Below are 15,307 nucleotides of genomic sequence, written 5' to 3'. Positions count from 1 at the left end.
AAATAAGATGGCTCAACTGGTTAGAATTTTTGAAGAAAATCCAAATGAACGCGAAATTGAAAGAGTAGTCCAAGTTTTAAAGCAAGGAGGCTTAATTATTTATCCAACAGATACCGTTTATGGTTTGGGTTGTGATATTACTAACACAAAAGCCATGGAAAAAGTAGCAAAATTAAAAGGTGTAAAACTAAACAAAGCTAACTTTTCATTTATTTGTCATGACTTAAGTAATTTATCAGACTATGTTAAGCAAATAGATACGCCAACTTATAAAATTTTAAAAAAATCATTGCCTGGACCATTTACATTTATTTTACCTTCCAATACTAATTTGCCAAAATCCTTTAAAGGAAAAAAAACTGTAGGGATAAGGATTCCGGATAATAATATAATTAGAGAATTGGTTAAAGCATTAGGTAACCCAATAGTATCCACTTCAATTTATGATGAAGATGATTTGTTAGAATATACTACAGATCCAGAGTTGATTTTTGAAAAATGGCAAAATAATGTAGATATTGTTATTAATGGAGGCTATGGAGGTAATATACCCTCAACAGTTGTAGATTTATCTGATGGTGAAGTAGTTGTTATTAGAGAAGGTAAAGGAGATGTTGATGAACTTTAAATTTACAAAGTTTCTTTATAGTGTTTTTTTCTTAAAATAAAATGCTCCCAAACTATACTTTTTAACGTGTAATAGTTTTCTTTAGGTTTGGTTCTAGATCTCTTTTTTAGCATTTTAATCAAGTTATTATAAAAACTAAAATGAGCTTTAATAATAACTAATGTGTGGATAGGTTTAAGTTCAAATATAAATTTTATTCCAGCAATGCCATCCAAAATCAATCGTGTTAAAATAATACTGATTAACTTTTTTTTAGGTAAGTTTTTAAGCAGTGTAAATAAGCTATTTCTAAAGTTTAAAAAGGTTTTTCTTGGACTTTCTTCTTTTAAAGTTGCTCCTCCAACATGGTAAACAGTTGAAGTACCAACATATTTAATAATGGAGTTGTTGTTTATAGCTCTCCAGCATAAATCAATTTCTTCTTGATGTGCAAAATAATCTTCATCAAATCCTTTTAAATTGTGAAATACCTTAGATCTAATAAAAAAACAAGCACCCGAAGCCCAAAAAATTTCAGTTACGTCATTAAATTGCTGGGTGTCATTTTCTAATTCAGAAAAAATACGACCTCTGCAATAGGGATAGCCATATTTATCAATAAAACCGCCACCAGCTCCAGCATATTCAAATTTAGTTTTGTTTTTATAATCTAAAATTTTTGGTTGAATAATATCTGTATAAGATTCATTTTTGAAGGTAGTAATTATTGGATTTAACCAATTTTCGGTAACCTCAATATCAGAATTTACCAAGGCATAAATATCTGCATTAACCTTCTTTAATGCATCGTTATATCCTTTTGCATAACCGCCATTTATTTTATTTTTTACAATTGAAATAGAAGGATAATTATTTTTAATAAATTCAACAGAATTATCCGTAGAAGCATTATCAGCAATTACAATTTCAACATTTTCAATGTTGCTGAATTTGATGATAGATGGAAGAAATTTTTTTAGTAATTTTTTTCCATTCCAATTTAATATAACTATGGCAATTTTCACAATGCAAACTTAACTAATTGCTTTTAGAATTGAATTAATTTAATCAGAAATATAATGGGGGATATTTTCCAAAAAAACATACTGCTCTTTTTCAACATCCATAAAACAAAAATAATGGTTTAAACCATTGCTTACAATCAAATAATTAGCTGCTAATTTTAAATTGTATCGAGCAATTTGATCAAATGAATTTTGATTAATTTTAACTGACGGAGCTTTGCATTCAACAATAATATTAGGAGTTCCTTTAGAGGTAAAAACTAAAATATCGGTTCTTTTGCTTAATTTATTGATGATTAGTTTTTTTTCAATAGCGATTAATGAAATAGGATAGTTTTTATCATTAATTAAATAATGAATGATATGTTGTCTAACCCATTCTTCAGGTGTTAAACTCACATATTTTTTTCGAACAATATCATAAATAAAAAGCTTATTTTCCCTACTTTTGATTTTGAACTTATATGTTGGTAAATTTAATGCCTGCATATCGCAAAAATGCTAATTTTTTTTGATTAATGAGTGATGTCACTAAAATAGTTTCAGATATAAAAAGTGGAAATATAAAGCCTATTTATTTTTTAATGGGTGAAGAACCTTATTATATTGATAAAATTTCAGAATATATTGAAGAAAATATTCTTTCTGAAGAAGAGAAGGGATTTAATCAAATGGTTTTGTATGGAAGAGATGTTAGTATTGATGATATAGTTGACAACGCAAAGCGCTTTCCAATGATGGCTGATAAACAGGTGGTAATTATTAAAGAAGCTCAAGATTTATCAAGAACTATAGAAAATTTAACATTGTATGCTAACAATCCGCAACCATCTACTGTATTGGTAATTTGTTATAAATATAAAAAATTAGATAAGCGAAAAGCTTTGTATAAAGCTATTCAAAAAGTAGGATTGGTGTATGAGAGTAAAAAATTATATGAAAATCAGGTAGCTGATTGGATAAGAAGGGTTTTAGCAGGTAAAAATTATAAAATTGATACCAAAGCCACACTAATGTTAGTGGAATTTTTAGGAACCGATTTAAGTAAAATTAGCAATGAACTAGATAAATTAATGGTAGTATTACCTAAAACATCTACCATTTCACCTAAAGATATTGAAGAAAATATAGGAATAAGTAAAGATTATAATAATTTTGAATTGCGTAAAGCTATTGGTGAAAAAAATATTGTAAAAGCTAATGAGATTATTAATTATTTTGGTCAAAATCAAAAAGCAAACCCTTTAGTTGTTACTATTTCTTTATTAAATAGTTTATTTACTCAATTATTGATTTACCATAGTTTAAAGGATAAGTCAAAAAATAGCATTGCAAAATCTTTAGGAATTAGCCCTTTTTTTGTTTCGGACTATTCCATTGCCGCTAAAAATTATCCAATGCGTAAGGTGTCACAAGTAATTTCATTACTTCGTGAAGCAGATATTAAAAGTAAAGGTGTTGGTGCCAATGCACTTCCTGCAAGAGATATTTTAAAAGAATTATTATTTAAAATTATGCACTAATAAAGCACTAAAAATTTATTTATCAACAATAATTCTTTGTTCTCTATTTGCAATTTCCCAAGCAGTATAAAAAACCAACTGTGCTCGTTTGGCTAATAATTGGTAATTAATTTTATCAGGTGTGTCTGAAGGTTTATGATAATCTTGATGAGTGCCATTAAAATAAAAGATAATAGGAATGTTATTTTTAGCAAAATTATAGTGATCAGATCTATAATAAAAGCGATTAGGATCATTTTCATCGTTGTATTTATAGTCTAATTTAATTTTAGTAAACTTTTCATTCATAGCTTCTGAAAGCTCGTGTAATTCTGAACTTAACTTATCTGAACCAATCAAATAAATATAGTTTGGATTTGCTTCATGAGCATCATCTACACGACCAATCATGTCCATATTTAAATTAGCAACTGTATTAGCTAAAGGGAATATTGGAAAATTGGTGTAAAATTTAGATCCTAATAAGCCTTTTTCTTCTCCAGTTACATGTAAAAAAAGTATGGATCTTTTTGGTTTATGGCCATTTTCTACAGCTTTTTGAAACGCTTGAGCAATTTCTAAAATAGCTACTGTGCCTGAACCATCATCATCAGCTCCGTTATAAATTTCACCATCTTTCATGCCAACGTGATCAAAATGTGCAGAAATAACTATAATTTCTTCTGGTTTTTCAGAACCTTCAATAAAAGCAACAACATTTTCAGAAGGCTTTAAATTTGGTCTTAAATATTCCGTAGGAATATCTTGGAAATAATTATCATTACCCAGCGGAGAGGCAATATTGTTACTAATATAGAAATCTTTTAGGTATTCAGCAGCTTTTTTTTGCCCAACTTCGCCTGTGTTTCTTCCTTCAAATTCATCTGAAGCAATTATATATAGGTGATCTTTTAAGTTTTCTGGGCTAATGGTAGCTGCAAATTCCATTGCAGTTTTACCAGTTACTTCAATTTTTTCAGTAATATGATTGTTTACTTTACAGCTAATTAGTAAACATAAGACAATTATAAATGACAGTATTTTTTTCATTTTTAGTAGTTGAAATTTGTCAAATATATTAAAATTATTATGAGTTGGAAATTGTAAATTGTTTTAAGGTTTTATTGAAAGAAATTAATTTAGAATCGAAAAGAAGGTCTAGGGCATTTTTTTCTATTAATTCATCGGTTTTTCCACTGATAAATTTTGAAGGAGACATCAGCCAAAGTTCATCTGCTAATTGAAGTGCTAGATTTGTTTCGTGAGTAGATATAATGATTGTTTTGTTAAATTCTGAAGCTAAGTTTTTAAGTAGTGAAAATGTATTTATGGTATGGTGGATGTCTAAATGAGCAGTTGGTTCATCTAACACAATAATGGGTGTATTTTGTGCCAAAGCTCTAGCAATTAATACTCTTTGTAACTGTCCATCACTTAATTCATAGCATTTAGAATTCATTAAGTGTTTGGTATTTGTTTTTTCAAAAGCCGTATAAATTATTTGTAGATCTTCACTGGTTAAATATCCAATCCAGTTGGTGAATGGTTGACGCCCTAAAGCAACCAATTCAAACACTGTTAAACTGCTATCTGGAAGGCGCTCGGTTAAAACTAAACTTAGTGTTTTTGCTAATTCATTATTGGATAATGAATTTAAATTTGCATTATTGATAAAAATTTCACCTTTTAAAGTAGGTTGTACTTTTGTTAATGTTCTTAAAAGTGTAGATTTCCCTATACCATTTTTGCCTAGTAAACACACCATATTACCTGTTTGCAGTTGAATGTTTAAATTTGAAGCAATAGTAATGGTTTTCTTTTTGGAGGAATAACCAATACTTAAATTATCAATTTTTATAATATGTTTTGCTTGGTCTTTCATTAATAATAAATCTTACGTTTTCTAACTAATAGCCATATAATGATTGGTGCCCCAAATAATGAAGTAATTGCATTTATAGGTAATGTAAATTCACTTGTTGGCAATTGAGCAATACTATCACAAATTAACATTATAATAGCACCACTTATAGCAACAGCTGGTAATAAAATTTTATGATTTGAAGTGTTAAAAAGTAGTTTTGTTAAATGTGGAACGGCCAAGCCAATAAAAGCAATTGGACCAGAAAAAGCAGTAATTACACCAGTTAACAAACTAGTAGCTATTAAAATTAAATTTCTTGTTTTTTTAACATTAACTCCCATACTTTTAGCATAGTTTTCACCTAAAAGTAGGCTGTTTAAAGGTTTAATGATAAATACAACCAATAAAATTCCTATTAAAAAAGTAGTAAGTAACACAGTTATTTCTTTCCAACTTAAATTACCAAGGCTACCAAAACTCCAAAACATATATTGTTGTAATTGACTGGCACTACTAAAATAAGCTAAAATACTAATAACGGATGCTGTTAAACTTCCAAACATTAAACCAATAATTAAAATAGACATGGTGTTTCTAACTTTAATAGCAGCCAACATAACTGCAGAAAGAACCAAGAAAGCCCCTAAGCTAGCAGCTATTGCAAGCCCAAAATTTGTAAATGCATAACTTGATAATGTTGCCCCAAAAAAAGAAGCTCCTAAAATTAAAATGGCAACGCCTAAACTAGCTCCTGAACTTATTCCTAACACAAAAGGTCCGGCCAATGGATTTCTAAATAAAGTTTGCATTAATAAACCACTAATAGATAAACCAGACCCAACAATAATAGCTGTTATTGCTTTAGGAATTCGATAACTTAATACAATAGAGCGCCAAGAATCTTTTTCAACATCACCATTTATAATTGATAAAAATATTTGTTTTAATGGAATATATACAGATCCCAAACTAATGTTTACAAAGCAAATAAGTGCCAATGCAAAAAATAAGATAAGAAATGTGTTTTTATATGATTTTATTGGACTTACCAAGTAGATTTATTTAAAAAGTTAACTAATTTTTGAATGGCTTTTCCTCGGTGACTTATTTTTCCTTTTTCTATCAATTCCATTTCTGCAAACGATTTATCAAAACCATCTGGTAAAAAAATAGGATCGTAGCCAAAACCGCTATTTCCTTGTTTATGTTTTAAAATTTGACCTTTGCAAATGCCTTCAAATATAAATTGTTTTTGATTAATATTTAAAGCTATTGCTGTTCTAAATTGAGCTCTTCTATTTAAATTATCACCAAGATTGTTTAATAGCTTATTCATATTGGCCTCAGCATTATTATCTATACCTGCATAACGAGCAGAATAAACTCCTGGTTGGTTATTTAAAGCTTCTACTTCTAAACCAGTATCGTCCGCAAAGCAATTTAAACCAAATTTATGAGTTATATAGTTGGCTTTTAAGATTGCGTTTCCCTCTAAAGTTTCTGCTGTCTCAGGTATTTCATCAAAACAATTGATGTCAGCCAAACTAACTATTTCAAAGTTAGTTAACATTGCCTGTACTTCTTTAAGTTTATTTTTATTATTAGTGGCAAAAACCAATTTTAATTTATTCATGATGATAAGGTTCATTTTTTAAAATCGTAAAGGCTCTATAAATTTGTTCAACTATAAACAAGCGAATCATTTGATGCGAAAAAGTCATTTTTGATAATGAAATTTTTCCTTGTGATTTTTTATAAACCTCTTCAGAAAATCCATAAGGACCTCCAATTACCAAAACCAATTGTTTAATTCCTGCATTCATTTTTTTTTGAAGATATTCTGAAAAAGTAACTGATCTGAATTCTTTTCCTTTTTCATCTAACAAAATTAAGACATCGGTTGGATTTAATTTTTTTAAAATGAAGTCTCCTTCCTTTTCTTTTTGTTGAGTTTCACTTAAGTTTTTAACTTTTTTTAAATCTGGAATAATTTCAATTTCAAAATTTACATAATGTTTTAACCTATTTTGATAAGTTTCAATTAGTGTTTGTAAATTTTTATCATCGGTTTTACCAATGGCCAATAACTTAATTTTCATTTGGCAAATATAAAAAGAAATAAAGCTTTAATTTTTGAAAATAAAAAAGTTATTTTTGTTTGAAAATACTGGTTAAAATGATAAGTAACGAACAATTTGAAAAAGAGTTAGATATAATAATTTCCAATGCTATTAGAGAAGATGTTGGTGAAGGAGATCATAGTTCTTTAGCATGTATTCCTGTTGAAGCCAAAGGAAAAGCAAAACTTTTAGTAAAAGAAGATGGAATTATTGCAGGTGTAGAAATGGCCAAAAGAATTTTTAAGTATGTTGATTCATCATTGAAAATTGAAATCCTAATTAATGATGGAGAATTTGTAACATATGGAGATATTGTTTTTTATGTGGAGGGAAGTTCTCAAGCAATTTTAAAAGCCGAGCGTTTGGTGTTGAATGTAATGCAGCGAATGAGTGCAATTGCTACCAAAACGAATAAATTTGCTAATTTATTAGAGGGTACAGCAACTAAAGTTTTAGATACTCGAAAAACAACTCCAGGAATTAGAGCTATTGAAAAATGGGCTGTAAAAATAGGTGGTGGAGAAAACCATAGATTTGCGTTGTATGATATGATTATGTTAAAAGATAATCACATAGATTTTTGTGGAGGTGTTACAAAAGCAATACAACAAACCCAACAATACTTAAAAAATAAAAATTTAGAGTTAAAAATTATAGTTGAAGCTAGAAGCTTGGATGAAATTAAAGAAATTTTAAATGTAGGCGGGGTGTATAGAATTTTAATTGATAACTTTAATTATAAAGACACCAAAAAAGCAGTTCAGTTAATAGGAAATCAATGTCAAACAGAATCATCAGGAGGTATAAATTTGGAAACTGCTAGAAAATATGCAGAATGCGGTGTAAATTATATTTCGTCTGGAGCATTAACACACTCTATATATAATATGGATTTAAGTTTAAAAGCTGTAGATTAGTTTGAAAATTTAAATTTTTAATGCATCAAAATGACTAAAGAAATAGAAAAAAACCTTTCTAAAATTCCTATAGTAAATTGGATTGTAAAGCTTGGAAAACAAGTTAGAATTCCTGGTTTGCAAGGGATGTCGTTGTATGATGTTATTGAAATGTATATTATTGGTATCGTTAAAGGAGCTTTAACTTCTAGGGCTGGAGGTATAGCATTTAGCTTTTTTATGGCATTGTTTCCCTTTATTCTATTTATTCTTACATTAATACCTTATGTACCCATTGAAGGATTTCAAGAAGATTTTTTATTAATTATTGAACAGTTATTACCACCCAACACAGCAGAAACTGTTCATGAAGTTATTGAAGATATTGCCAATAACAGATATGGAGGATTACTTTCTTTTGGGTTTGTAGCTTCAATTTTTTTAATGGCAAATGGTGTAAATGCAATTTTAGGGGGATTTGAATATTCGTATCATGTCACTAAAATGAGAAATATATTAAGGCAATATATTATTTCAATGGGAATGGCAATTTTACTAGCATTTATTTTGGTATTGACGGTTGCAATAACCCTGTATTTTGAAATTGGAATTGCGAGTTTAAAAGATAAAGGCTGGCTAGCAGATGATGTATTTTGGATTGAAAAAGGACAATTCTTATTTTTTGTATTATTAATTTTTGTCTCTGTATCATTTTTGTACAAATATGGAACTAAAGAAGTAAAATACCATTCATTTTTTACACCTGGTTCCATTTTAACCACCCTACTAACACTCTTAATGTTTAAATTGTTTTCAATTTATGTGTTAAAATTCGCAACCTATAATAAATTGTATGGTTCTATAGGTACGCTTTTAGTATTAATGTTGTTTGTTTGGTTAAACTCAATAATCCTATTACTTGGATTTGAATTAAATGCCAGTATTAGTCGATTAAAAAGATTACATTTAAGATATAATAAAGAATAAAATGAAAGCAGTAGCTATGATTCCGGCTCGTTATGAAGCAAGTAGATTTCCTGGTAAATTAATGAAAGATTTAGCTGGTAAATCGGTTATTTTAAGAACTTATGAAGCCACCAAACAATCAAATTTATTTGATGAAGTTTATGTAGTTACAGATAGTGATATTATTTATAATGAAATAATTTCTAATAGCGGAAAAGCAATAAAAAGTAAGAAAGAACACGAGTCAGGCAGTGATAGAATTGCTGAAGCAATAGAAAATTTAGAGGTTGATATTGTTGTAAATGTTCAAGGAGACGAGCCCTTTACGCAAACCGAGCCACTTCAAAAATTATTACAAGTTTTTAAAAATGACTTAGCTAAAAAAGTTGATGTAGCCTCATTAATGTTCAAAATGAATGATTTGGAAGAAATCAATAATCCAAACAATGTAAAAGTAGTATGTGATGAACATAATTTTGCAATGTATTTTTCACGTGCTCCTATTCCTTTTCCAAGAGATAAAACCAAAGCAAACTATTTTAAACATATTGGAATTTACGCATTTACAAAACAAGCATTATTAAAATTTACTACCTTACCAATTAACCAATTAGAAGCTGCAGAGAAATTAGAAAATCTTCGTTTTTTAGCTAATGGATTAAAAGTTAAAATGGTTGAAACCTCTAAGGTTGCCATTGGTATTGATACTCCTGAAGATTTAGAAAAAGCTAACGCTATTTATAAAGAGATGAACAAATTTAAAAAACCATAAAAATTACTTTATGAGCTACGCTAATAAACAACCAAAAGACTTTATTAAATCGCTACAACTTATTCATTTTGCATTATTTTTAGGGGTGATAATTTTTGCAATTTATGTGGTGTATACTGCCAAAGACCAACTATTTTTTTCATATACAACCAATAAAGCATTTTTATATTTAGCAATTATTATTTCATTTATTGGAAATTTAGCAAGTAAATCATTATACTCAAAGCTGATAAAACAAATTTCTAAAGAAGCTAGTTTAACTCAAAAAGCAATAAAATACAGTACAGCTCATGTGTTTAGAATGGCAATGTTAGAGTTTCCAGCTTTTATGTGTTTATTTTTTGCATTTCAAACCAATAACAGCTTTTATTTTATTTTGGCAGGAATTTTAGTTTTAATGATGTTAGCTATTTATCCAACCAAAGCCAAGTTTGAAAATGATGTACCGCTAACCAATAGCGAAAAAACTATGTTAGAAAAGCTTTAATTAGTTTTTAAAATTTCAGATATTTGCAAACTAATTTTTTAAAATGGCACAAAAACCAAGCATACCAAAAGGAACACGTGATTTTTCACCTACCGAAGTAGCAAAAAGAAACTATATTTTTTCAACAATTAAAGAAGTATTTGAAATGTATGGTTTTCAACCTATTGAAACTCCATCTTTTGAAAACTCTTTAACTTTAATGGGAAAATATGGAGAAGAAGGAGATAGGCTAATTTTTAAAATATTGAATTCTGGTGATTTTTTGAAAAAAGTAGAAGATGATTTATTAATTTCAAAAGACAGTATAAAAATAACTTCAAAAATTTCTGAAAAAGCATTGCGTTACGACTTAACAGTCCCTTTTGCACGTTATGTAGTACAACATCAAAATGAAATTGAGTTTCCATTTAAACGGTATCAAATGCAACCAGTTTGGCGTGCAGATAGACCCCAAAAAGGACGTTTTAGAGAATTTTATCAATGTGATGCTGATGTAGTTGGAAGCAAAGGTTTATGGCAAGAAGTAGAATTTGTACAATTGTATGATGCCGTTTTTAGTAAGTTAAAGTTAACAGGTACGACCATTAAACTTAACAACAGAAAAATATTAGCAGGAATTGCTGAAATTATTGGAGCTAAAGATAAATTAATAGATTTTACTGTTGCTTTAGATAAATTAGATAAAATTGGTGCTGAAGGTGTTACTAAAGAAATGTTGGATAAAGGAATTTCTGAAGCAGCAATACAAAAGGTAGAGCCTTTATTTAATTTTAAAGGAAGTAATCAAGAAAAATTAAAACAACTTCAACAACTATTAACAACTTCTGAAGAAGGAACTAAAGGAGTGGAAGATTTAAAATTTATTGTTGATAATATAGAAATGTTAGGATTACAAACGGCTAATTTAGACATTGATGTTACTTTAGCACGTGGGTTAAATTACTATACTGGAGCTATTTACGAGGTTACAGCGCCACAAGGTGTTAAAATGGGCTCTATTGGTGGAGGTGGTAGATATGATGATTTAACAGGTATTTTTGGATTAAAAGATATGAGTGGAGTTGGGATATCATTTGGATTGGATAGAATTTATTTAGTATTGGAAGAATTAAATCTTTTTGATGCAGTAGAATTACCAAAACCAAAGGTATTATTTATTAATTTTGGTGAAAAAGAAGCAGCATTTTGTATGAAGGCTTTGGTAACCTTAAGAAAAAACCATATCAAATCTGAATTATATCCAGATGCTGCTAAAATGAAAAAGCAGCTTAATTATGCGAATAGAAGACAAATACCTTATGTGGTTTTAGTAGGAGCATCAGAAGTTGAAAATAATAAGTATACCTTAAAAAATATGCAAACGGGTGAACAACAAGTTTGTACTTTAAAAGAATTACTCGAAATCACTAGCTAATTTAAAAAAGTAAATTGTAAATTTGCAGGCTAAAGAAAATCAAAATGTTTGAAGGTAAAAACGTAATGACAGATAAAATAGATGATAGAGGAGATGATCACGTAGGATCATCTGCTAAAACACCATTAAGAGCTGATGCTTTTGAGATTTCAGATCAAGAAAAAGTTAAACGTATTCAAGAAAGTGTAAAAGATATTTTGAATACTTTAGGAATGGATTTGGAAGATGATAGCTTAAAAGGAACTCCTAAAAGAGTAGCAAAAGCTTTTGTGAATGAACTTTTTGGAGGTTTAAATCCAGCAAATAAGCCTAAACTATCAACTTTTGATAATAATTATAAGTATGGTGAAATGTTGGTTGAAAAAAACATTACAGTGTATTCAACTTGTGAACATCATTTATTACCTATTGTAGGAAGAGCTCACGTAGCATACATTTCTAATGGTCATGTTATTGGGTTGTCTAAAATGAATAGAATTGTAGATTATTATGCGAAAAGACCACAAGTACAAGAGCGTTTAACAATGCAAGTAGTACAAGCATTGCAAAAAGCATTAGGTACTGAGGATGTTGCCTGTGTAATTGATGCGAAGCATTTATGTGTTAATTCTAGAGGAGTTCGTGACATTGAAAGTAGTACAGTAACCTCTGAATTTGGTGGTAAGTTTAAGGAAAAAGATGTTAAACGAGAGTTTTTAGATTATATCAACCTAGAAACTGAATTTGAATAGCATTTCAAATAATATAAATAAAAAAGCACTCAGAATTGAGTGCTTTTTTTGTGAAAAGAGTTTTCTTTATGATTCTTTTTCAATTAATTTTTTAGATAAAGTAAATCCTACAAATAAACCAATTCCTGCCATTAAAAATATTGAACCTGTATAAGCTACACCATCATTTATTAGAGTATATGCTTCTAAAATTGAACCAATAAATATTCCCGATCCGATACCCATTAATAAAACGGCTAAATTTAAAATCAATACTTTCCAAATAGGTACTGAAGGTTTCTTTTGAGCCTTTGCACTAAAAAAGATACTTGCATCAGCACCTTTTTCAATTAATGCTAATCGTTCTTTATTTCTTGTTGAAAAGTGTAAATAAAAGATTCCAAAAACTACTACAAATAATGATATAAATACTAGTACTGCTTCCATATTAAATAAAATTTAAGTTTTTAATTTGTTTCATAAGGTATGACGAAATTAATTTTAACTAGGTTACAAAAAAATTAAATTAATTAATTTAGTATAATTTGTAACCAACTTTATTCAATAATCGTCTTATGTTAAAATGAATGCCAAACCCGACGAATACTATATAAATGAAACCTTAAATGGTAACGTTAATGCGTATGCTTTTTTAGTTGAAAAGTATAAACATATGGTGTTTACACTTTCTTTACGTATAGTTAAAAATAGGGAAGAGGCTGAAGAAATATCGCAAGATGTTTTTGTAAAAACTTATACAAACTTGAAAAGTTTTAAAGGCGACTCTAAATTTTCAACTTGGATTTATAAAATTGCGTACTATGCTAGTTTGGATGTTTTAAAAAAACAAAAAAGAACGATTTATCCTGAAAATATAGATATATTTAATGAAAGTGATGTAGAAAGTGTTTCGCACGGATTGAATTTTTTAGAGTTGCAAGACCGAAAAAAAATAATTAATACAGCGCTTTTAAAACTCTCTGAAGAGGAAAGAACAATTGTTACATTATTTTATTATGAAGAAGTTTCGGTGAAAGAAATTTCAAAAATTGTAAATTTAAGTGCCGACAATGTAAAAATTAAATTATATAGAGTACGAAAAAAATTAGTTTCAATTTTAAAGAATGTAATTGAACCAAATACAATTAATTTATTATGAAAACTGAAAATAACATAGAAGGCTTTACCAAAAGTATTATAAAAGAAGTTGGTTTGGAAACACCTTCAACTGATTTTGTATCTAATGTAATGAAAGCAATAGATGTTGAGAATAAAAAAGTAGTTTATCTAAATTATCAGCCTCTAATATCAAATTTTGGTTGGTTTGTAATAACTCTTCTTTTAATGGGAATGAGCATTTTTATTTCACTAAGTAATTTTCAAAGCAGTGAAATTTTTTTAATTTTAGATTCGTCTTATTTAAATAAATTTAATGAAATTGACTTTATCAATAATTTAAAGTTCTCAACTACTTTTACATTTTCAGTTTTACTTTTCGCAGTTTTAGTAGTATTTCAATTATTCGCTATAAAGCACTTTTATGCAAAAAAAGTTTTACCAAATTAATTATTTAGGAGCCAATAAATTAAAAGGGTAATAAGGGATATTTCGAAGTATCCAAAAAATAATAATTAGTATTAATAATACTATGGGAGTTTTGGAATGATAAATATAATTGTAATATTTTTTTTTGAAGAAATAATTGACTCCCGAAATTATTAAATGATATCCTATTATAAAAAGCCCAATAATGTACAAGGCATTTTGTTGAACTACCCCTAAAAAATTAAAATTTAAAAGTTGGTGAGTAGCACGCTGACTACCACATCCTGGACAATAAATTCCTGTGGTTGCATATAATGGACATTTTGGCAGAAAATTTACTTCATTGGGATTTATAAAAAAATAAAGGAATGCCAAAACTATTGCAAGTAAAAGCACTCCTATGTATTTTAGTTTCATGAGTTATTTTTAAAAATCTCCACCTAACATTGCCATACCTCCTAAGGCAAAAAGAAATACAGTATATAAAACTGCTACTATAATTCCTGAAATTAAACCCCACTTCATCCATTTTTTTGCATCTTTAGAAGCTTTTAAAGCTCCTTCATAATCTCCACTTGCATATTTTGAGTTTACTTGTGAGGCAAATACAATTCCTGCAATACCAAATGGTAAACAGCAAAAAATGGTTACTAAAATAGATTCTACTAAGTAATTTTTTGGTTGATTTTGTTCCATGCCAATATTTTTAATGTTCTTAAAATTAATTAAAAGCGAAAGTAAAAAATTAAATAGAATTTTTTACCATTTCAAAAATAAAATAAATTTCGCCAGCAATTTGCTTGTTGGTTTCCATGTACTTTTCAGCTTGGTATAGTGAGTTGTCAAAGTTTTTGGGATCGTTAAAAGGCAAATGAAAACGCGTTACAGCATCTGGAATAAACGGACAATTTTCGTCGGCATTTGAACAGGTAGTAATAGCTATAAAAGGCTTCTTATTATACTCGTCGTCAAATAATTTGGAAAAACCAATGATAGGATCAATACAATTTTTATAGCTTATTGCATACACTGGATTTTGATGTGAAAATTCAATAATTTGAAACTTAAAACCAGCTTCTTGTAATGTTTTAACAGTATTTCTATAAAAAGCTGTTGCTGCTGTTCCTCCAGAAAAATTGGAGATTTTTTTTAATTCAAAATAGGAACAAGCAAAGCTACTCCAAACTTGTGCTAGTTGACTTCTTCTACTATTATGAGTGCAAATATAATTGAGATTAACTTTCTTTTGAGCTTTAATTTCTTTCACAATAAAAAGAGCAATAGATTTTAACAGCAATTTTCTATTTTCATCTATTTTTAAATCTTTTTTAGCATTTTTAAAAAATTGTTCTGTATTTATAGAGATTGTATCCAACATGAATTTAAATTTGCACAAACA

The 15,307-nt window shown here is 28.4% G+C and carries 21 protein-coding genes; 10 read left to right on the top strand and 11 right to left on the bottom strand.

Annotation, left to right across the window (positions count from 1 at the left end):
- Positions 1-7: 7 nt before the first annotated feature.
- Entirely contained in the window at positions 8-628 is a 621-nt protein-coding gene (locus Q0714_RS04535; RefSeq protein ID WP_298263122.1) for an L-threonylcarbamoyladenylate synthase, read from the top strand.
- A 2-nt stretch (positions 629-630) separates the two neighbouring features.
- Here the strand turns inward: Q0714_RS04535 and Q0714_RS04530 are convergent, their stop codons facing one another.
- Together Q0714_RS04530 and Q0714_RS04525 are read right to left on the bottom strand one after the other, a co-directional pair.
- Positions 631-1,632 (bottom strand): glycosyltransferase family 2 protein, encoded by a 1,002-nt coding sequence (locus tag Q0714_RS04530; RefSeq protein WP_298263121.1) that lies wholly within the window; start codon positions 1,630-1,632, stop codon positions 631-633.
- Between the two features lie 39 nt (positions 1,633-1,671).
- Positions 1,672-2,121 (bottom strand): type I restriction enzyme HsdR N-terminal domain-containing protein, encoded by a 450-nt coding sequence (locus Q0714_RS04525; protein WP_298263120.1) that lies wholly within the window; start codon positions 2,119-2,121, stop codon positions 1,672-1,674.
- A 29-nt stretch (positions 2,122-2,150) separates the two neighbouring features.
- On the opposite strand from Q0714_RS04525, the gene holA reads away from it, so the two are divergent.
- Entirely contained in the window at positions 2,151-3,155 is a 1,005-nt protein-coding gene (gene holA, locus Q0714_RS04520) for a DNA polymerase III subunit delta (protein ID WP_298263119.1), read from the top strand.
- Between the two features lie 15 nt (positions 3,156-3,170).
- Here the strand turns inward: holA and Q0714_RS04515 are convergent, their stop codons facing one another.
- The 5 genes from Q0714_RS04515 to rlmH are packed head-to-tail and all read right to left on the bottom strand — an operon-like array spanning position 3,171 to position 7,097.
- Complete coding sequence (locus Q0714_RS04515; protein WP_298263118.1) at positions 3,171-4,184, bottom strand: M28 family metallopeptidase; 1,014 nt, start codon at positions 4,182-4,184, stop codon at positions 3,171-3,173.
- A 37-nt stretch (positions 4,185-4,221) separates the two neighbouring features.
- Positions 4,222-5,016 carry an ABC transporter ATP-binding protein gene (locus Q0714_RS04510; RefSeq protein ID WP_298263117.1) on the bottom strand — a complete coding sequence of 265 codons (795 nt, stop codon included), beginning with the start codon at positions 5,014-5,016 and terminating at the stop codon, positions 4,222-4,224.
- Complete coding sequence (locus tag Q0714_RS04505; protein WP_298263116.1) at positions 5,016-6,050, bottom strand: iron ABC transporter permease; 1,035 nt, start codon at positions 6,048-6,050, stop codon at positions 5,016-5,018. The genes Q0714_RS04510 and Q0714_RS04505 overlap by 1 nt, the downstream gene beginning before the upstream one ends.
- Positions 6,044-6,631, bottom strand: coding sequence for a non-canonical purine NTP diphosphatase (locus tag Q0714_RS04500; protein WP_298263115.1), 588 nt, complete (start codon positions 6,629-6,631; stop codon positions 6,044-6,046). Before Q0714_RS04500 ends, Q0714_RS04505 begins: the two co-directional genes overlap by 7 nt.
- On the bottom strand, positions 6,624-7,097 hold the full coding sequence (gene rlmH / locus Q0714_RS04495; RefSeq protein WP_298263114.1) for a 23S rRNA (pseudouridine(1915)-N(3))-methyltransferase RlmH: 474 nt from the start codon (positions 7,095-7,097) through the stop codon (positions 6,624-6,626). Before rlmH ends, Q0714_RS04500 begins: the two co-directional genes overlap by 8 nt.
- Positions 7,098-7,174: 77 nt before the next feature.
- On the opposite strand from rlmH, the gene nadC reads away from it, so the two are divergent.
- The 6 genes from nadC to folE are packed head-to-tail and all read left to right on the top strand — an operon-like array spanning position 7,175 to position 12,384.
- Positions 7,175-8,035, top strand: a complete 861-nt coding sequence (gene nadC, locus Q0714_RS04490) for a carboxylating nicotinate-nucleotide diphosphorylase (RefSeq protein ID WP_298263113.1) — start codon at positions 7,175-7,177, stop codon at positions 8,033-8,035.
- Positions 8,036-8,065: 30 nt separating this feature from the next.
- Positions 8,066-9,001, top strand: coding sequence for a YihY/virulence factor BrkB family protein (locus Q0714_RS04485; protein ID WP_298263112.1), 936 nt, complete (start codon positions 8,066-8,068; stop codon positions 8,999-9,001).
- 1 nt (position 9,002) lies between these two features.
- The gene (gene kdsB / locus Q0714_RS04480; RefSeq protein WP_298263111.1) at positions 9,003-9,752 is read left to right on the top strand and encodes a 3-deoxy-manno-octulosonate cytidylyltransferase; all 750 of its coding nucleotides are present in this window, start codon (positions 9,003-9,005) and stop codon (positions 9,750-9,752) included.
- A 10-nt stretch (positions 9,753-9,762) separates the two neighbouring features.
- Complete coding sequence (locus Q0714_RS04475) at positions 9,763-10,239, top strand: hypothetical protein (RefSeq protein WP_298263110.1); 477 nt, start codon at positions 9,763-9,765, stop codon at positions 10,237-10,239.
- A 43-nt stretch (positions 10,240-10,282) separates the two neighbouring features.
- Positions 10,283-11,653, top strand: coding sequence for a histidine--tRNA ligase (gene hisS, locus Q0714_RS04470; RefSeq protein WP_298263109.1), 1,371 nt, complete (start codon positions 10,283-10,285; stop codon positions 11,651-11,653).
- Positions 11,654-11,697: 44 nt separating this feature from the next.
- Positions 11,698-12,384, top strand: a complete 687-nt coding sequence (gene folE / locus Q0714_RS04465; protein ID WP_298263108.1) for a GTP cyclohydrolase I FolE — start codon at positions 11,698-11,700, stop codon at positions 12,382-12,384.
- A 66-nt stretch (positions 12,385-12,450) separates the two neighbouring features.
- Here folE and Q0714_RS04460 read toward each other — a convergent pair whose 3' ends face one another.
- Entirely contained in the window at positions 12,451-12,810 is a 360-nt protein-coding gene (locus Q0714_RS04460) for a DUF6249 domain-containing protein (protein WP_298263107.1), read from the bottom strand.
- A 136-nt stretch (positions 12,811-12,946) separates the two neighbouring features.
- On the opposite strand from Q0714_RS04460, the gene Q0714_RS04455 reads away from it, so the two are divergent.
- Together Q0714_RS04455 and Q0714_RS04450 are read left to right on the top strand one after the other, a co-directional pair.
- Complete coding sequence (locus Q0714_RS04455; RefSeq protein WP_298263106.1) at positions 12,947-13,522, top strand: sigma-70 family RNA polymerase sigma factor; 576 nt, start codon at positions 12,947-12,949, stop codon at positions 13,520-13,522.
- A complete protein-coding gene (locus Q0714_RS04450) occupies positions 13,519-13,929 on the top strand; it encodes a hypothetical protein (RefSeq protein ID WP_298263105.1) in 411 nt (136 codons plus the stop codon). The genes Q0714_RS04455 and Q0714_RS04450 overlap by 4 nt, the downstream gene beginning before the upstream one ends.
- Here Q0714_RS04450 and Q0714_RS04445 read toward each other — a convergent pair whose 3' ends face one another.
- The 3 genes from Q0714_RS04445 to Q0714_RS04435 are packed head-to-tail and all read right to left on the bottom strand — an operon-like array spanning position 13,930 to position 15,286.
- On the bottom strand, positions 13,930-14,325 hold the full coding sequence (locus tag Q0714_RS04445; RefSeq protein ID WP_298263104.1) for a DUF2752 domain-containing protein: 396 nt from the start codon (positions 14,323-14,325) through the stop codon (positions 13,930-13,932).
- A 9-nt stretch (positions 14,326-14,334) separates the two neighbouring features.
- Positions 14,335-14,604 (bottom strand): CD225/dispanin family protein, encoded by a 270-nt coding sequence (locus Q0714_RS04440; RefSeq protein WP_298263103.1) that lies wholly within the window; start codon positions 14,602-14,604, stop codon positions 14,335-14,337.
- 49 nt (positions 14,605-14,653) lie between these two features.
- A complete protein-coding gene (locus tag Q0714_RS04435) occupies positions 14,654-15,286 on the bottom strand; it encodes a hypothetical protein (RefSeq protein ID WP_298263102.1) in 633 nt (210 codons plus the stop codon).
- Between the last annotated feature and the right edge of the window lie 21 nt (positions 15,287-15,307).

The sequence above is a fragment of the uncultured Lutibacter sp. genome (genome assembly GCF_947493565.1).
Classification (GTDB): domain Bacteria; phylum Bacteroidota; class Bacteroidia; order Flavobacteriales; family Flavobacteriaceae; genus Lutibacter; species Lutibacter aestuarii.
Note: the sequence above shows the minus strand (reverse complement) of the source record. Positions and strands in the feature narration are given on the sequence as shown.

Coding starts and splice junctions, on each gene's coding strand:
- Q0714_RS04535 (WP_298263122.1), top strand. CDS start 8: ATGGCTCAACTGGTTAGAATTTTTGAAGAAAATCCAAATGAACGCGAA.
- Q0714_RS04525 (WP_298263120.1), bottom strand. CDS start 2,121: ATGCAGGCATTAAATTTACCAACATATAAGTTCAAAATCAAAAGTAGG.
- holA (WP_298263119.1), top strand. CDS start 2,151: ATGAGTGATGTCACTAAAATAGTTTCAGATATAAAAAGTGGAAATATA.
- Q0714_RS04515 (WP_298263118.1), bottom strand. CDS start 4,184: ATGAAAAAAATACTGTCATTTATAATTGTCTTATGTTTACTAATTAGC.
- Q0714_RS04510 (WP_298263117.1), bottom strand. CDS start 5,016: ATGAAAGACCAAGCAAAACATATTATAAAAATTGATAATTTAAGTATT.
- Q0714_RS04500 (WP_298263115.1), bottom strand. CDS start 6,631: ATGAATAAATTAAAATTGGTTTTTGCCACTAATAATAAAAATAAACTT.
- rlmH (WP_298263114.1), bottom strand. CDS start 7,097: ATGAAAATTAAGTTATTGGCCATTGGTAAAACCGATGATAAAAATTTA.
- nadC (WP_298263113.1), top strand. CDS start 7,175: ATGATAAGTAACGAACAATTTGAAAAAGAGTTAGATATAATAATTTCC.
- Q0714_RS04485 (WP_298263112.1), top strand. CDS start 8,066: ATGACTAAAGAAATAGAAAAAAACCTTTCTAAAATTCCTATAGTAAAT.
- kdsB (WP_298263111.1), top strand. CDS start 9,003: ATGAAAGCAGTAGCTATGATTCCGGCTCGTTATGAAGCAAGTAGATTT.
- Q0714_RS04475 (WP_298263110.1), top strand. CDS start 9,763: ATGAGCTACGCTAATAAACAACCAAAAGACTTTATTAAATCGCTACAA.
- hisS (WP_298263109.1), top strand. CDS start 10,283: ATGGCACAAAAACCAAGCATACCAAAAGGAACACGTGATTTTTCACCT.
- folE (WP_298263108.1), top strand. CDS start 11,698: ATGTTTGAAGGTAAAAACGTAATGACAGATAAAATAGATGATAGAGGA.
- Q0714_RS04460 (WP_298263107.1), bottom strand. CDS start 12,810: ATGGAAGCAGTACTAGTATTTATATCATTATTTGTAGTAGTTTTTGGA.
- Q0714_RS04455 (WP_298263106.1), top strand. CDS start 12,947: ATGAATGCCAAACCCGACGAATACTATATAAATGAAACCTTAAATGGT.
- Q0714_RS04450 (WP_298263105.1), top strand. CDS start 13,519: ATGAAAACTGAAAATAACATAGAAGGCTTTACCAAAAGTATTATAAAA.
- Q0714_RS04445 (WP_298263104.1), bottom strand. CDS start 14,325: ATGAAACTAAAATACATAGGAGTGCTTTTACTTGCAATAGTTTTGGCA.
- Q0714_RS04440 (WP_298263103.1), bottom strand. CDS start 14,604: ATGGAACAAAATCAACCAAAAAATTACTTAGTAGAATCTATTTTAGTA.
- Q0714_RS04435 (WP_298263102.1), bottom strand. CDS start 15,286: ATGTTGGATACAATCTCTATAAATACAGAACAATTTTTTAAAAATGCT.